Origin of the sequence: Neisseria blantyrii (assembly GCF_962747855.1) — a bacterium.
In the GTDB taxonomy this organism is placed as follows: Bacteria; Pseudomonadota; Gammaproteobacteria; order Burkholderiales; family Neisseriaceae; genus Neisseria; species Neisseria viridiae.
Genome location: NZ_CAUIZY010000009.1, coordinates 57,788 through 74,702, shown reverse-complemented (window position 1 = coordinate 74,702; position 16,915 = coordinate 57,788). Strand labels below are relative to the sequence as shown.

Here is a 16,915-nt window from a genome sequence, read left to right as displayed (position 1 = left end):
CCTTCCTCCCCCTCCTCTGACTGGTGCGCCTTTGTGAATATGCCGTCTGAAACTTGGGGCTTCAGACGGCATCTGTTGGCTCTTCTTATCTTTTCAGAATGATTTCCAATACGAACTTGCTGCCCATATAGGCAATCATAAGGCTGACAAATCCGATGATGGTCCACACGGCGGCTTTTTTGCCGCGCCATGCGGTCATGCTGTGCTTGAGCAGCAGTCCGCCGTAAATCAGCCATGACAATATGCCGAATACGGTTTTATGGGTAAAGGTCATGGGTTTGCCGAATACGGCTTCGGCAAAAAATGTTCCGCTGACGACGGAATAGGTCAGCAGGATGAAACCTGCCCACATAGCCTGGAACATGAGTTTTTCCAAACTGAGCAGCGACGGCAGGAATCCTGCGAGCTTGGAGAAGTTCCTGCGGTGCAGGCTCCGATTCAGCAGCAGGGTCAAAACGGACAATAATGTTGCGATGCCGAACAGCCCGTATGCGAGCAGCGAAGTTCCGATATGCAGCATAAAGGGAAGGTCGGTAATTTCATATCCCGAGAATTTTCCAGGAAAAACCAAACCTGACAGCAGCATCAGTGCGGCGCAAGGATACAGCAGCAACTGCACTCCGCGCAGCGGATAAAAGAAGCTGCCGGCAAAATAAATAAACAGCATCATCCAAACAATCAGGCTGCCGGAATACCCAAAGCCCATAATGATGATTTTGTCTTGAATGACCGGCATAAGTAGTGCCGCGCCGTGGACGGTCAATGCCGCGCCCAAAACCGGCAATTCCGTCTTCCACGGGTAATCCCGGCCGCGCCCCTGCTGTTGGCAGTGCCATGCAAATGCACCCAATCCTGCGTAAACCGCCGTCAAAAAGATGAAAACTGTCGGCATGGTGGACTTTCTCTATCTATACTGTTGCGCCGTATGCGGCCGCTTATGAAATATTGGAACTTTTAACGTTGGAATTGTAAAATCCCCGTTTCGGGCAAGCCTTGACGGATTTGCCGATATGCTGTCCGGCACACAAGCCGCATCAAATTATTTTGATTTTATTTTAACAAAGAATGCCCCTGATAGGGCAAGCTATTCTTATTCAGACCAAGGACCAGTATGTTAGACAATTTAACCGGCCGCTTCAGCAATGTCTTCAAAAACATCCGGGGGCAGGCCAAACTGACCGAAGACAATATTAAAGAAGCCTTGCGCGAAGTCCGCCTCGCCCTGCTTGAGGCGGATGTTGCCCTGCCTGTCGTCAAAGAGTTCGTCAACAACGTCAAAGAAAAGGCCCTCGGTCAGGAAGTGGCGGGCAGCCTGACGCCGGATCAGGCATTTATCGGCGTGGTAAACAAAGCCCTGACCGAACTGATGGGCAGGGAAAACAAAACGCTGGATTTGTCGGTTGCGCCGCCTGCCATCGTTTTGATGGCCGGTTTGCAGGGTGCCGGTAAGACAACAACCGTCGGCAAACTCGCCCGCCTGCTGAAAAACGATCAGAAGAAAAAGGTTTTGGTAGTATCTGCCGACGTTTACCGCCCTGCCGCGATTGAACAACTGCGTCTGTTGGCCGAACAGGTCGGCGTGGACTTTTTCCCATCCGATACCAACCAAAAACCGGTTGAGATTGCAACTGCCGCCGTCGATTACGCCAAAAAACATTTTTACGATGTCTTGATGGTCGATACCGCCGGTCGTTTGGCAATCGATGAAGAGATGATGAACGAAATCAAAGCGCTTCATGCGGCGGTCAATCCGGTGGAAACTTTGTTCGTTATCGATGCGATGCTGGGTCAGGATGCTGTGAACACTGCTCAGGCATTTAATGAAGCCCTGCCGCTGACCGGTGTCGTATTAACCAAGATGGACGGCGACTCGCGCGGCGGCGCAGCTTTGTCCGTGCGCCACGTAACCGGCAAACCGATTAAATTTATCGGTGTCGGCGAAAAAATCAACGGCCTCGAACCTTTCCACCCCGACCGTCTTGCCAGCCGTATCCTCGGTATGGGCGACGTATTGACCCTGATTGAAGACGTTCAAAAAGGTATTGATGAAGAAGCCGCCGCCAAAATGGCGAAAAAGCTGCAAAAAGGCAGAGGCTTCGACCTCAATGATTTTAAAGAACAAATCCAGCAAATGCGCAATATGGGCGGCTTGGAAAACCTGATGTCGAAAATGCCGGGTGAACTGGGTCAAATATCGAAACAAATCCCCGAAGGTACGGCTGAAAAAGCGATGGGCAAAGTCGAAGCCATCATCAACTCGATGACCCCCAAAGAACGCGCCAACCCCGCCCTACTCAAAGCCAGCCGCAAACGCCGTATTGCGATGGGTGCGGGCACGACGGTACAGGAAGTGAACAAATTGCTCAAACAGTTTGAACAAATGCAGCAGATGATGAAGATGTTCAGTGGGAAAGGCTTAGGCAACCTGATGCGTATGGCGAAGGGGATGAGGGGGATGAAAGGAATGTTCCCGGGTTTGTAAGGTTTGAAAATGGATGCCGTCTGAACCGATTTTCAGACGGCATCTTGTCTGCTACCATATCCACGCGCCATCTTGCATCATTTTGAAACAGGGCGGCGCGCCTTTTCTTAACTTTCCGAATAGCCGAACTGCCTGCCCGTGCGACAATCCCGCACCGGCAAAATCAGCCGGTTGTTCAAAAAAAGCCCCACGGTCGGGGCAGTATGCGGGGAAGTGCCTTGTGCCTGCCCCACTTTCTTAAACCATAAAGGAAACATTATGAACCGTCGTCAATTTTTGGGCAGCGCCGCTGCCGTCTCTCTGGCTTCCGCCGCCTCTTTCGCGCGTGCGCACGGACACGCCGACCACCATCATCACCACGATATGCAGCCTGCCGCCGCATCCGCCTACACCGCCGTCCGCCAAACTGCCGCACACTGTCTGGATGCCGGACAGGTTTGCCTGACCCACTGCCTGTCCCTGCTCACTCAGGGCGACACGTCTATGTCCGACTGCGCGGTTGCCGTGCGCCAGATGCTTGCCTTATGCGGCGCGGTGCACGACCTTGCCGCACAAAATTCCCCTCTGACACGCGACGCGGCAAAAGTGTGCCTCGAAGCGTGCAAACAATGTTCCAAAGCCTGTAAAGAACACGCCGCCCACCATGCGGAATGCAAAGCATGTTACGAGTCCTGCCTCGACTGTATCAAAGAATGCGAAAAACTCGCCGCCTGATACTGAAAAATGCCGTCTGAACCCTGTTCAGACGGCATTTTTTTGACCGCGAAATTATGCGCCGAACACTTTCAAACGTTCTGCAACGGGTTCAAAGGTCTTTTCACCTGCCGCCCCTTCAATACCGCCGATAACCATTTGCGCGCGCAACAGCCAGTTTTCGGGGATATTCCACGCTTTGGCAATCGCCGCATCGGGCAAGGGATTGTAATGTTGCAGGTTTGCACCTACACCGACCGTGGCAAGCGTCGTCCAGACGGCATACTGCACCATCGCGTTTGCCTGGTCCGCCCAAACGGGAAAGTTGGCGGCATAAGCAGGGAACTGCTCCTGCAAACCTTTGACGACATTTTGATCTTCATAAAACAAAACAGTTGCCGCACCCGCCTTAAACAGCTTCAGTTTTTGCGCGGTCGGTTCAAACCTGTCGGCAGGCACGGCGGCACGCAGCGCGTCTTCAACAAATTGCCACACCTTATCATGCTCTTCGCCAAACAGCACGACCACGCGGGCAGATTGGGAATTAAACGAAGAAGGTGTGTGCAAAACAGCATGTTCGACGATTTGGACGATTTCATCTTTGCCGACGGGCAGATTTTTATTTAACGAATAAATGGAACGGCGGCTTTCCGCAGCCTGTTGCAGAGATTGACGGCTCATTTCTTTTCCTCAAAAACATTCAACAAAATACATTTAGGCAGTCCGGTTCAGGCTTTGCGCTTGAAAAACAGCTTGTCCAGCGACCACTCGCCGCCGCCCGCCGCCGCGATATAGAGGAATACGAAGCAGAACAGCACTGCGGACTCGCCGCCGTTGGCAATCGGGAACAAAGCATTTCCGGAAGCGTGCGCCATAAAATAGGCAACCGCCATCTGGCCGGACAAAACAAACGCGGCAGGGCGCGTAAACAGGCCCAACACCAGCAAAATGCCGCCGACAATTTCCAAAATACCGGCAAGCAGCATCAGCCCGCCGGGCGAACCGCTGCCCATTTCAATAGGGAAGGCGAAGAATTTCGACGTACCGTGCAACAAAAACAGGTAGGCGGTTACGATACGCAAAACAGAAAGCAGAACAGGTTGGATACGGTTGCAGCAATTGGACATAAAAGCTCCTTCGGTATTTATCTTCATTTCAGGCGGCAGAGTATAGATGTTTCCCCTTTTCAAATATATACTGCTTTTATTGATACAACTTTTCCACACAAGAAAATATGGACACCCTGTTCAGCCTCAAAGTTTTCCGCCAAGTCGTCCAAAGCGGCGGCTTCACCCGCGCCGCCGACGCGCTCGGCATCTCCACCGCAATGGCAAGCAAACACGTCAGCCACTTGGAAAACACCGTCCAAGCCAAACTCCTGCACCGCAACAGCCGCAACCTTAGCCTGACCGAAGCCGGGGAAGAATACTACCGGCAATGCAGTTACGCGCTCGACACGCTCGACGATGCCGCGCAAAAAGCCGCCGGAGGGACGGAAAAACCGCAGGGTCTGCTGCGCGTAACGATGCCGCTGTGGTTTGCCGGCAGCCTGATATGCAACTGGCTGGCAGAATACCGCGAACGTTATCCCGAAGTAACATTAGAACTGATTTTGGACAATCGCCACGTCGATTTGATTGCCGAAGGCGTGGATTTGGCGTTGCGCGTTTCCCGAACCCTGTCCCCTTCGCTCATCGCGCGCCCGCTGGCAGAAATCGAATTTGCCCTGTTTGCCTCGCCTGACTTCCTGATGCGCAACGGCGTACCGGAAACACCGGAAGAAGTGATGAGGCTGCCCGCCGTCCTGCCGACCTACACCAACCGGCAGAAACTCGACCTCACCCGCAAATCGGACGGCAAAAAATACCGGCTTGAACTGACCCCCGTCATCCGTACCGACAACACGCTGATGATGCGCGAAATGATTAAGGCGGGCGCGTGCATCGGTTATCAGCCGCTTTGGGCGGCGGAACACGATTTGCGCTGCGGCACGCTGGTGAGGCTGCTGCCCGGATACGCCGTCCCGACCGACCGCCTGAATGCCGTTTATGCGGACAGGGCATTCTTAAGCGCGAAAGTCCGCAGCTTCATCGATTTTCTGAACGAAAAAATCGCCAGCAGGAAAGGCTGCCGAAATGCCGTCTGAACACACCGCCACTGTTGCACACGCTATGTATACGCTCGTCTGGTTCCGACAAAACCTCCGTATCCGCGACAACGCCGCCTTATGCGCCGCCGTTGCCGAAGGTTTGCCCATTATCGGTATTTGGATTGACGATGCCGAAACAGACAACCCTCGCCGCGCCGCATTCTACCGCCAATCAGCCGCCGAACTTGCCCAAGGGCTTGCAGGACGCGTCATTCCGTTCTACACGGCGGCATCGCCTGCCGAGCTCGTCCGGCTCGCCGTCCGCCTCAATATCCGCGCCGTCATCGCCGACGAATCCCATACTTTTGCCGACAAACTCGCCGACAACGCCCTTTGGCACGAATTGGACAAACACGGCATCGCGTTAACCTTCGTCAACGACCGTTCCGTTTTCGACCAAACCGACCTGACACCAGACAACGGTACGGCACACACCGATTTCAACCGCTACCGCGAAGTATGGCTCGACCGCTTTTCCAAGCAGCCCCCCGCCGGTCCGGACCTATTCGCGGCATACCGCCAACCCTTCCCCGAAAACCTTTCCGCCCCGCAGCCTGCCGCGTTTTCAGACGGCATCTTCCTGCCGCAAAACGGCGGCGAAACGGCGGCTTGGCGGCAGTGGCGGCGGTTTCTCGAACAGGCGGATTCCTACTCCGTTTTAAAGGATTTCCCCTCACGCAAAAACACTTCGCTGATGGGCGCGTATTTGAGTGCCGGCTGTATCTCGCCGCGCCTGCTCGCGTGGGAAAGCCTCGAACGCCGTCTGAACGCATGGACGGACAACATCATCCGCCGCGATTTTTTCCTTCAACTTGCCTTGCAGCACACGGATGACGACCCTTCAGACGGCAATCCTGAACACACCCTGCGCCTGACGCTTTGGCAGCAGGGCCAGACCGGCATTCCGATTATCGATGCCTCTATGCGCTGTTTGCACAAAACCGGCAGCCTCCACCCCGCCCTGAGACGCTTGAGCGCGGATTTTTTCTGCCACGTTTTAAACCTCCCCCGCCGCGAAGGCGAGATATGGTTTGCCCGGCAGCTGACTGATTTCGATGCAGCAATCAACCAAGGCAACTGGCGGCTTGCCGCCTCACGGCACACCTACCCCGACATTGCCGCCGCCGCACACAAGACCGACCCCGACGGCACCTTTGTCAGACGGCATATCCCCGAGCTTGCCCACCTGCCGGCGGCAGTCATCCATACCCCGTGGCGCGCCGCCGGCAGCATCGACACCCACGGCTATCCCGCCCATCCTGTCGCCGGTATTCCCTAAGCGGCACGGCAACCTAAAACAAATGCCGTCTGAACTTCCGTTTCAGACGGCATTGTGTCCGAATGACTCAATATCTTCCGTTTTTTTCACTTTCAATAATCAGGTATGCCCAAATCACTGCCACCCAAGCCGACACCGTTCCCATCGCCAGCAAAAAATGCTGCCAATCCGTCATCGGCGGTACAGGGCAACGGCCGCATTCGATTTCCGCGCCGCCCAACAACCGGTACAGCAGCATATCCGCAATCCAAAGCAACAACGGGTATTTCAAACGCCGCAACCAAAAAACCAACCACGTCCGCACGATTCACCTCACCCCCATTCCGACAACGATATTGTACCGCTTCCGTGCAATGTTAAAATAACCTCACTTCTACCGCCGTACAAAACGCCATGCTCACCGATTTAGAAAAAAATGCCATCCGCGACCATTACCAAAATATCGGCAAAAACCTGCCCGGTTTCCGTCCGCGTGCTTCGCAGCGGGAAATGATTGCGGCGGTTGCCAACGCTTTTTCACGGACGTTGACGCGCGAAGAAGGTGGCGAGCCACCCAAGCGCGAGGGCGAGAGCATTGCCGTAATCGAAGGCCCGACCGGCGTGGGCAAATCGCTTGCCTACCTGCTTGCGGGCGGCATTATGGCGCAGACGCGCGGCAAGCGGCTGATTGTGAGCAGCGCGACGGTTGCCTTGCAGGAGCAGTTGGTTGACCGTGATTTGCCGTTTCTGGTTGAAAAAAGCGGTTTGGAGCTGACCTTTGCACTTGCCAAAGGGCGCGGCCGCTATCTTTGCCCTTACAAACTCTATCAACTGACGCAAAGCAACGCCCAGCAAAACCTGCTCGGCTTTGAAGCCCCTGCCGTCTTGTGGGACAGCAAACCCAAGCCCGAAGAATTGAAGCTGCTGCGCGACATCGCCGACGAATTTTCCGCCCGACGGTTCAATGGCGACCGCGACACTTGGCCGGAAAAAATCGATGACGTGGTTTGGCTCAAAGTGACCAACGACCGCCACGGCTGCCTGAAAGCCGCCTGTCCCAACCGTCCGGAATGCCCGTTTTACCTGGCACGCGATGTCTTGGAAACCGTCGATGTCGTTGTTGCCAACCACGATCTTCTGCTTGCCGACATCAGCATGGGCGGCGGCGTGATTCTGCCTGCACCCGAAAACAGTTTCTATTGCATAGACGAAGCGCACCACCTGCCCAAAAAAGCCCTCAGCCGTTTTGCCGCCGAACATTCATGGAATATTGCCGTTTGGACGCTGGAAAAACTGCCGCAGCTTACCGGCAAAATTGCCGCGCTGACCGATAAAGCCGAACTTGCCAACCTTGCCGACGAAGCCGCCGCATCCTTGCTCGACAGCCTGCACGAATGGCAGTTCCATTTGGCGGAAGAGCCGTCTTTAAGTATGGGGCCGTCTGAAAACGACAGACGAACCAACAGCGAACCGACTTGGCTGTGGGAAGACGGCAAAATCCCCGAAGGCCTGGAAACCACCGTTTCCAATACGGCCATTGCTGCACGTAGCCTGCTCAAACACGTTGTCGGGCTGAACGATGCGCTTTCTGCCGCACGCCGCGAAAAAGAACAGGACGGCGCGCTCCTCGACCGCCTGACCAGCGAGTTCGGCCTTTTTATCGCCCGTATCGAACAAATCAGCGCGGTTTGGGATTTGCTCTCCACCGTTCCCCTCGAGGGCGAAGAGCCGCTGGCAAAATGGATAACCCGCCGCGCCGACGACAAAAACGACTACATTTTCAACGCCAGCCCCATCAGCAGCGCGTCCCACCTTGCCAACAGCCTGTGGCGGCGCGCGGCAGGCGCGGTGTTGACCTCCGCCACCCTGCAATCCTTGGGCAACTTTAACCTGATGTTGCGCCAAACCGGGCTGCAATGGCTGCCCGAAACCACCACCCTCGCCCTCAAAAGCCCCTTTGACTTTGAAAAACAGGGCGAACTCTACATCCCCCCCATATACGCCAGCCCCAAAGACCCCGAAGCCCACACCGCCGCCATCATCGAATGGCTGCCCAAGCTTATTTCGCCCACCGAAGCCATCGGCACACTCGTCCTGTTTTCCTCGCGCAAACAAATGCAGGATGTCGCCCTGCGTCTGCCCGGAGACTACCTGCCGCTCTTGCTCGTACAAGGCGAATTACCCAAAGCCGTCCTCCTGCAAAAACACCACCAGGCCATAGAAGACGGCAAAGCCAGCATCATCTTCGGACTCGACAGCTTTGCCGAAGGACTCGACCTGCCCGGCACCGCCTGCGTGCAAGTCATCATCGCCAAACTCCCCTTCGCCATGCCCGACAACCCCATCGAAAAAACCCAAAACCGCTGGATAGAACAGCGCGGCGGCAACCCTTTTATTGAAATCACCGTCCCCGAAGCCGGCATCAAACTCATCCAGGCTGTCGGCCGCCTCATCCGCACCGAACAAGACTACGGCCGCGTAACCATCCTCGACAACCGCATCAAAACACAGCGGTACGGTCAACAATTATTGGCCGGCCTGCCGCCGTTTAAAAGGATAGGGTAAACCTACCGCCCTGCCCGCAACAGAAAGGAAAAATCATGAACTTCACCCGGCTGCTCAACCAAGTCTTAAGCACGGTTCAAAAAAAAGGCACCACATTCTCCGACAGCCCGCTCAATTCATTCGGCGGAGGCGCGCTGGTTGCCGGTGTCGCCTCCATGCTGCTGAACGGTAAAAACCGCAAAACCATCACCAAAATCGGTTCGACCGCCGCTTTGGGCTACCTTGCCTACCGGGGCTATCAGATGTGGCAGCAAAACAAAGGGCGGGCAACCGTAACACAAAGCGATTTCCAACCTGCCGGAGAAACTGAAGAAACATACAGCCGCACCGTATTGCGCACCATGATAGCCGCCGCCGCTTCAGACGGCATGATAGACGAAGCCGAACGCCGGACTATCGGACAGGAAAGCGGCACAGACCCCGAAACTGCCGCATGGCTCGCCGCCGAATACCGCCTGCCCGCAAGCATCGAAGACATCGCCGCCGCCGTCGGCAACGATGAGGCACTGGCGGCGGAAGCCTATCTGGCGGCAAGACTGGTATGTGCCGATTTGTCGCGGAAAGAAACCGTCTTCCTCGCCCGTCTGTCGCAGGCTTTGAAACTGGATGACAATCTGGTGGAGAGTTTGGAAAGGCAATTGGGAATTTAATGACACAGCCGGAGAGGGAAAGTCATCAAAAAACGGTTATTCCCGACCCCGGCCTCAAAACGGCAAAATATAGTGGATTAAATTCAAACCAGTACAGCGTTGCCTCGCCTTGCCGTACTATTTGTACTGTCTGCGGCTTCGTCGCCTTGTCCTGATTTTATTAATCCACTATAAAAGCCGCCGCCCCGAAGGGCAAACCCGCCAAAGGCGATATCCGACAAGAAGGCAGGCTACTGCAATGCGCCGCCGTGTGAATGCTTGAGCAAGCTTTCGTGTTTGTGAAATTCCCGCCCCATATAATAAGAACCGAAATAGGTCAGGTGGTCTTGGTCGCCGTAAAGATAGCGGCCGTGTATTTCGACCGTGTTTTTGGGCAGGTATTTTTGTGCGTCCACCCAATGCACATTGGGAATATCTTTAATCAAATCAAAAACCGCCTGATTGCTCTTGCCGATGTCGCCCATAGCCTGAATGGGGCGGAGGTATTGGTTTGCGGCAAATCTTTTCAATTTTTCCTCCCTCAGGGGCGAACGGCTGATTGATGTGTTGTTTGCAAAAACATAGACGGGTTTGACGGCGGCAATCCTCTTGACGGTTTCCCTGAATCGGGCTTGGAACCCGGGTATCAGGAAAGATTGCGCTTCAAATCTCGGCACGGGCTGTCCGCCCATCCTCAAATCATAGAATTGGGCAATGAAGACGGCTTCGGCTTTTTCAACTTCATCCCGGTATTTTCGGCACAACGGGTTGTCTGCCAGCTTCTCATCCACCCAAACCAAACACTCCGGATCGAGGGACAAGATTTTGGCTTTCCACCCTTCCCGGCTGCCGACATAATCCAGAAAACCCCGCAGGTGTCCGGCGTGCGAATCGCCGAGGGTCAGGACGGTTTCCGGGAAATGATTTTCCGCAGCAAGGGGCGCGCCGGGCAGCGGGCGGAGGTGTTCCTGTTTCAATATCCCCCTCGCGTACAGGTTATAGCCGACCAGTATCAGGGACGGGGCGAGATAAAGGCAGAAAAATGCCTTTTTAAAGGTCATCTTCCGTTTTCTAAGCGGCTGTTCAATCAAATAATAGCTTAACAGGGAAAATCCGACCGTCAACGCGGCAACCGCCGATACGGCAGGCAGTCCGAGCTGTTTGTCGCCTGTAATGTAATGGGCGAAGGCAATAAAAATCCAATGGTACAGGTATAGGGAATAAGAGATTTTGCCGACAAATACGATGGGGCTTGCCGACAGGATGCGGGTCGGAAGCGTCCCGTATTGCATACTCCGGATAAGCAGCGCCGTCAGCAGGCAGGGAAGAAGCAAGGTAATTCCCGGGATAAACGGATTATGTTTGTCAATCACGAACAGGCAGGCAAGCAATGCGCCGAAGCAGAGTAATGAAAGCAACTGCCGTTTTCCGCTTACTGTTTGCTGTCTGCCGTTTTGCGTTTGCCCGTAAACCGCCAACAGGGAACCTGCCAACAGCTCGGGAAACCTCAGTGTCGAAAGGTAATAAGTATTGGGTTGGTTGAGAATATCGGTATAAAACCCGCTTGGCAAAAACGATGAGGCAGTCAAAATCAGGAACAGGATGATGCTGATGTGGCGCAACGCCCGTAGCGATTTGGTTTTTTTACAGCAAAATACCAGCAAAAGGGGATACAGGAGGTAATACTGTTCCTCTACCGCCAAAGACCAGATATGCAGTACGGGGTTCTCGTCGGCACTCAAATCGAAATACCCCTGCTGAAACCCCAAATAAATATTGGACAAGAAAACCGCAGAAAGCTCCACGGTTTTCCGCATTTGGTTGAAATCTTCGTAAAGGAAGATTTGGGAGGCAATCACCGAAGCCAGCGACACGGCCGCAATAAAGGCAGGGTAAATCCGCTTAATCCTTCGGGTATAAAAATCCCGAAAAGAAAAAGAACCGTCCCGTATTTCGGCAAGAATGATGCCGGTAATGAGGAATCCCGAGATGACAAAGAAAATGTCCACCCCCAGGAATCCTCCGGGCAGCCAGCGGTTATTCAGGTGGAAAATAATGACGGATAGCACGGCGACGGCCCGTAATCCGTCAATTTCCGGCCTGTATCGGACAGCTTGCATAAATATCGCCCCCGTATGTCCCGTTATCTTAAAAATGCCGTCTGAACGCGCGTTCAGACGGCATCGGTTTCAATAAACGCTCAAATCCGTTTCGCCAACGCTTCAGCCTTGCCCACATACAGTGCGGGGGTCAGCTCAAGCAATTTGGCTTTGGCTTCGGCGGGGATTTCCAGCAATCCGATAAAGCCTTTCAGCACTTCGGGCGTGATGCCACCTTTGCCGCGCGTCAGGTCTTTCAGTTTTTCGTAAGGATTGGCAACACCGTGGCGGCGCATTACGGTTTGAATCGGCTCGGCGAGCAGCTCCCAAGTGGCATCCAAATCGGCGGCAAGGGCGGCAGGGTTCGGCTCGAGCTTGTTCAGGCCGCGCAGGTGGGCGGCGAAACCCAACACGGCATAGCCCACGCCCACGCCCATATTGCGCAGGACGGTACTGTCGGTCAGGTCGCGCTGCCAGCGGGAAATCGGCAGTTTTTCCGCCAAAAAGCCCAATACAGCGTTGGCCATACCGAGGTTGCCTTCGGAGTTTTCAAAGTCGATGGGGTTGACTTTGTGCGGCATGGTGGAAGAGCCGACTTCGCCCGCTTTGACTTTTTGTTTGAAGTAACCCAGTGAAATATAACCCCAAACATCGCGGTTGAAGTCGATCAGAATCGTGTTGACACGGCTGAGGGTTTGGAAAAACTCCGCCATATAGTCGTGCGGCTCGATTTGGATGGTGTAGGGGTTGAAGGTCAGGCCGAGGCTGATTTCGACGAAGTTGCGGCAATGGGTTTCCCAATCGATGTCGGGATAGGCGACCATATGGGCATTGTAGTTGCCGACCGCGCCGTTGATTTTGCCGAGGAACTCTTGCGCTTGCAGGTTTTTGAACTGGCGTTGCAGGCGGTACACGACATTGGCGGTTTCTTTGCCCAAAGTGGTCGGCGTGGCAGGCTGGCCGTGGGTGCGGCTCATCATCGGGACGGCGGCAAGATCGTGCGCCATAGCGGTGAGTTTGCTGATAATTTCGGCAAGTTTGGGCAGCAAAACAGTCTCACGCGCTTCTTGCAGCATCAAAGCGTGGGACAGGTTGTTGATGTCTTCACTGGTGCAGGCAAAGTGGATGAATTCGCTGGCAGCAGCCACTTCAGGCACGCCGGAGAAGCGTTCTTTAAGCCAATATTCGATGGCTTTGACGTCGTGATTGGTGGTCGCCTCAATGGCTTTGACGGCGGCGGCATCTTCAAGCGAGAAGTTTTCAATCACCGTGTCGATTTCGGCAAGCGTAAAATCGCTGAAAGCAGGAACTTCTGCAATCTTCGGCTCGGCGGCGAGGGCTTTGAGCCAGTTTAATTCGACTTTGACGCGCGCCTTCATCAGGCCGTACTCTGAAAAAATCGGGCGCAATGCTTCAACGGATTGGGCATAACGACCGTCTAAAGGGGAAAGCGAGGCGATGGGGTTGATCATATCGGCATCCTGTTCGGAAAAGACATCAAGAAATGTTAAATTGTTTGCAATTATACATGATTTTGCAGGGCATCATGCCGTCTGAAGCCCGTTTTCCAACAGATACGCAACGATTTCATCTTCATCGTCCGATATGGCAAACAAAGAGGCTGCCCCTTCGGAAATCAGACCGCGCGCCAAAAGCTGAGCGTTTATCCACTCCGCCAGACCCGACCAAAATGCCTTCCCGACCAAAACGACCGGACGCGGCGGCACTTTGCCCGTCTGCACCAAGGTCAGGATTTCAAACAATTCGTCCAGCGTCCCGAAGCCGCCCGGCATCACGACATATGCTTGGGAATGGCTGAAAAACGCCGCCTTGCGTTCGGCAAAACGGGAAAACCGCAAGGCGATGTCCTGATACGGATTCGGCTTCTGCTCGTGCGGCAGGACAATGTTCAGCCCCACCGAAACCGATTTTCCGGCAAACGCGCCCTTGTTTGCCGCCTCCATAATCCCCGGCCCGCCGCCCGAAATGACAGCAATGCCCAAATCCGACAGCCGCCTTGCCAGACGGCAGGCAAACGCATAATCCGCATGATTCTGCGGCGTGCGCGCGCTGCCGAAGATACTGACTGCCGGAAACACGCCCGCCAATGCTTCTTCCGCCTGCCGCCGTTCCGCTTCGTAACGCGCCTGTTCCGGCACGCGGTTTACATTCTCCATTCCGTCCTCCGTTCAAAAACGGCGATTGTACCCCGTCAAAAACGTATAGTGGATTAAATTTAAATCAGGACAAGGCGACGAAGCCGCAGACAGTACAAATAGTACGGCAAGGCGAGGCAACGCCGTACTGGTTTAAATTTAATCCACTATAACGCAAACACCGCAAAGACGCGCCAACCCTCCCCCAACCTTTTTCAGACGGCATTTTCGGTAATCTGCTAAAATCGCCCGCTTGAGTTTCCACAGAAAAATCCGAAAAATGAATATTTTTTACGAAGAGTCCGGCCAATTCAAAGTCGCCGCCGCCGTCCAAAAAAACGATGCCACCTACCAAGTCGATACCCAACACGGCAAACGCACCAAAGTGAAGGCAAACAATGTCTTTGCCGAATTTGACGGCGATATGGCGGCGTTTTTGGAAAACGCGCAGGCGCAGGCGGCGGATATCGACACCGATTTATTGTGGGAAGTATGCGGCGAAGAAGAATTTTCCGCCGAGGCGATTGCCGAAGAATATTACGGCCATGCGCCGACCAAAACCGAGCTGGCGGCGACCTTGATTGCGCTTTACGCCGCGCCGATGTATTTCTACAAAAAAGCAAAAGGCGTGTTCAAAGCCGCACCCGAAGAAACCTTAAAACAGGCACTTGCCGCCATCGAACGCAAAAAACAGCAAGACGCGCAAATCGACGCTTGGGCGGAAGCCTTGAAACGCGGCGAGATGCCGTCTGAAATCGCGGCGGATTTGAAAACCATCCTGCACGCGCCCGACAAGCAATCATTGACCTACAAAGCCTTTACCAAAGCCGCCGACGCGCTGAAAACCTCCGCCTACGAATTGGCGAAAAAAACGGGCGGCATTACGTCCATCCCCCAATATCTGCAAGACGGGTTTGAAATCAAATATTTCCCCAAAGGAACAGGTTTCCCCGACCTTCCGCTTCCCGAAATGCCCGACTTGCCCAAGTCTGACGTTACCGCCTTTTCCATCGACGACGAATCGACCACCGAAGTGGACGATGCCTTGAGCCTGACCGATTTGGGCAACGGCACGAAGCGCGTCGGCATCCACATTGCCGCGCCGTCGCTTGCCGTTAAACCGGGCGACAAGATGGAAAAAAACATCATGGAACGCTTAAGCACGGTCTATTTCCCCGGCGGCAAAATCACCATGCTGCCCGAAAACTGGATAGCCGCGTTCAGCCTTGATGCGGGCGCGTACCGTCCTGCCGTCAGCATTTATTTTGATGTGGACAGCGAGTTCAACACCGGCGAACCGACCTGCAAAATCGAAGCCGTCAGCATCGCCGAAAACCTACGCATCCAAACCATCGAGCCGCATTTCAACGCCGAAACCGGCTTGGACGAAGCGGGCGAAATGATGTTCGCCCACCATCAAGACCTGATTTGGTTCTATCAATTCGCCATCGCCCTGCAAAAAGCGCGTGGCAAATACGAACCCGACCGCGCGCCGCAATACGATTACAGCATTGAATTGGATGAGGAAGGCAACGTATCCATCGTCCGCCGCGAACGCGGTTCTCCCATCGATACGCTGGTCAGCGAGATGATGATTCTTGCCAACAGCACTTGGGCGCAAATGCTGGACGAAAACGAGCTGCCCGGCCTTTTCCGCGTCCAACCGGCAGGCAAAGTGCGCATGAGCACCAAATCCGAGCCGCACATCGGCATGGGCGTGCAGCATTACGGCTGGTTTACCTCGCCGCTGCGCCGCGCCGCCGACTACATCAACCAAAAGCAGCTGATCAGCCTGATAGACGACTCTGCCGAGCCGCTGTATCAAAACAGCGATGCCGAGCTTTTCGCCGCGCTGCGCGACTTCGATGCCGCCTATACAGCCTACGCCGATTTCCAACGCCAAATGGAGGCCTACTGGAGCCTCGTCTATCTGCAACAGCAAGGCACGAGCGAGCTGACGACCACCATCCTCAAAGAAGACCTCGTCCGCATCGAAGGTCTGCCGCTGGTAACGCGCGCGACCGGTATTCCGTTTGACGCGCTGCCCAAATCACAGGCATTGTTCAAAATCACTGAATTGGATGCCGAGAAGCAGTTTGTCTCGCTTAACTACATCAAGGCAGTCGCACCCGCGGGTACAACGGCAGGCAATGCCGTCTGAACCCCGATACGGCAAACTCCCACAAAAACAGAAACCCAAATCTCATCATTCCCACAGTCGGGAATCCGATTTTTTGGGTTTCCGTTGTTTTTGCGTTTCAGTGAACTTCCAAACCGCCATTCCCGATAAATACCCGCAATCTAAAATCCCGTCATTCCTACGCAGATGGGAATCCAGGTTTGTCCGCATGGAAACTTATGCGCCGTCATTCCCGCGCAGGCGGGAATCCAGACCCTTCGGCTTCAGTTTTTTGGTTTCAGGCAACTTCTGAATCATCGTTCCCACGCAGGTGGGAATCTAGGTCTGTCCGCACGGGAACTTATGCGCCGTCATTCCCGCGCAGGCGGGAATCCAGACCCTTCGGCACAGAAACTTATCGGATAAAACGGTTTCTTTAGATTCTACGTCCTAGATTCCCGCCTGTGCGGGAATGACGGCATAGAGGTTTCCGTTTTCCCGATAAATGACCACAACCCAAAATCCCGTCATTCTCGTAAAAGCGAGAATCCGGTTCGTTCGGTTTCGTTTTTTTTGAGTTTCGTGTAACTTCTGAATCGTCATTCCCGCGAAAGCGGGAATCCAGACCTTTAAACTCCAGCCATTCCCGATAAATTCCTGTTACTTTTCGTTTCTAGATTCCCACTTTCGCGGGAATGACGATGGAAAGATTGTTGTTGTGTCGGATAACGCTGTGATTTTGAATGACCGGACTCCCGACTGCGC

14 protein-coding genes and 1 pseudogene are annotated in these 16,915 nt (G+C 54.3%); 9 read left to right on the top strand and 6 right to left on the bottom strand.

From position 1 onward, the window contains the following. Positions 1–85 precede the first annotated feature (85 nt). Positions 86–892, bottom strand: a complete 807-nt coding sequence (locus Q9J80_RS08410; RefSeq protein ID WP_013449598.1) for a cytochrome C assembly family protein — start codon at positions 890–892, stop codon at positions 86–88. Positions 893–1,111: 219 nt separating this feature from the next. On the opposite strand from Q9J80_RS08410, the gene ffh reads away from it, so the two are divergent. Together ffh and Q9J80_RS08400 are read left to right on the top strand one after the other, a co-directional pair. After that, positions 1,112–2,482 carry a signal recognition particle protein gene (ffh, locus tag Q9J80_RS08405; protein ID WP_304671519.1) on the top strand — a complete coding sequence of 457 codons (1,371 nt, stop codon included), beginning with the start codon at positions 1,112–1,114 and terminating at the stop codon, positions 2,480–2,482. 258 nt (positions 2,483–2,740) lie between these two features. After that, positions 2,741–3,196 (top strand): four-helix bundle copper-binding protein, encoded by a 456-nt coding sequence (locus Q9J80_RS08400; protein WP_301673952.1) that lies wholly within the window; start codon positions 2,741–2,743, stop codon positions 3,194–3,196. 54 nt (positions 3,197–3,250) lie between these two features. On the opposite strand, the gene Q9J80_RS08395 is transcribed toward Q9J80_RS08400, so the two are convergent. Beyond that, entirely contained in the window at positions 3,251–3,856 is a 606-nt protein-coding gene (locus Q9J80_RS08395; protein WP_301673953.1) for a nitroreductase family protein, read from the bottom strand. 47 nt (positions 3,857–3,903) lie between these two features. Next, entirely contained in the window at positions 3,904–4,302 is a 399-nt protein-coding gene (locus Q9J80_RS08390; RefSeq protein ID WP_304671518.1) for a DoxX family protein, read from the bottom strand. A gap of 107 nt (positions 4,303–4,409) precedes the next feature. Between Q9J80_RS08390 and Q9J80_RS08385 the strand changes: the two genes are divergently transcribed. The 5 genes from Q9J80_RS08385 to Q9J80_RS08365 all read left to right on the top strand — a co-directional run bounded on the left by Q9J80_RS08385 (position 4,410) and on the right by Q9J80_RS08365 (position 9,797). Beyond that, complete coding sequence (locus tag Q9J80_RS08385; RefSeq protein ID WP_118786424.1) at positions 4,410–5,321, top strand: LysR family transcriptional regulator; 912 nt, start codon at positions 4,410–4,412, stop codon at positions 5,319–5,321. Continuing rightward, positions 5,311–6,603, top strand: coding sequence for an FAD-binding domain-containing protein (locus tag Q9J80_RS08380; RefSeq protein ID WP_304671517.1), 1,293 nt, complete (start codon positions 5,311–5,313; stop codon positions 6,601–6,603). Before Q9J80_RS08385 ends, Q9J80_RS08380 begins: the two co-directional genes overlap by 11 nt. Positions 6,604–6,665: 62 nt before the next feature. Beyond that, positions 6,666–6,968, top strand: a complete 303-nt coding sequence (locus Q9J80_RS08375; RefSeq protein ID WP_301673957.1) for a hypothetical protein — start codon at positions 6,666–6,668, stop codon at positions 6,966–6,968. A gap of 28 nt (positions 6,969–6,996) precedes the next feature. Continuing rightward, entirely contained in the window at positions 6,997–9,147 is a 2,151-nt protein-coding gene (dinG, locus tag Q9J80_RS08370) for an ATP-dependent DNA helicase DinG (protein WP_301673958.1), read from the top strand. Between the two features lie 35 nt (positions 9,148–9,182). Continuing rightward, complete coding sequence (locus Q9J80_RS08365) at positions 9,183–9,797, top strand: tellurite resistance TerB family protein (RefSeq protein ID WP_301673959.1); 615 nt, start codon at positions 9,183–9,185, stop codon at positions 9,795–9,797. A gap of 230 nt (positions 9,798–10,027) precedes the next feature. Here the strand turns inward: Q9J80_RS08365 and Q9J80_RS08360 are convergent, their stop codons facing one another. The 3 genes from Q9J80_RS08360 to Q9J80_RS08350 form a co-directional block, all read right to left on the bottom strand. After that, positions 10,028–11,896 carry an acyltransferase family protein gene (locus Q9J80_RS08360; protein ID WP_301673960.1) on the bottom strand — a complete coding sequence of 623 codons (1,869 nt, stop codon included), beginning with the start codon at positions 11,894–11,896 and terminating at the stop codon, positions 10,028–10,030. An 80-nt stretch (positions 11,897–11,976) separates the two neighbouring features. Continuing rightward, on the bottom strand, positions 11,977–13,347 hold the full coding sequence (purB, locus tag Q9J80_RS08355; protein WP_304671516.1) for an adenylosuccinate lyase: 1,371 nt from the start codon (positions 13,345–13,347) through the stop codon (positions 11,977–11,979). 72 nt (positions 13,348–13,419) lie between these two features. Continuing rightward, the gene (locus Q9J80_RS08350) at positions 13,420–14,052 is read right to left on the bottom strand and encodes an LOG family protein (protein ID WP_304671515.1); all 633 of its coding nucleotides are present in this window, start codon (positions 14,050–14,052) and stop codon (positions 13,420–13,422) included. A 35-nt stretch (positions 14,053–14,087) separates the two neighbouring features. Here Q9J80_RS08350 and Q9J80_RS11000 point away from each other — a divergent pair. Both Q9J80_RS11000 and Q9J80_RS08340 read left to right on the top strand, forming a co-directional pair. Then, positions 14,088–14,201: pseudogene (locus Q9J80_RS11000) on the top strand (IS5/IS1182 family transposase); the annotation flags it as partial. Positions 14,202–14,311: 110 nt separating this feature from the next. Beyond that, positions 14,312–16,192, top strand: coding sequence for a ribonuclease catalytic domain-containing protein (locus Q9J80_RS08340; RefSeq protein WP_304671514.1), 1,881 nt, complete (start codon positions 14,312–14,314; stop codon positions 16,190–16,192). Positions 16,193–16,915 lie beyond the last annotated feature (723 nt).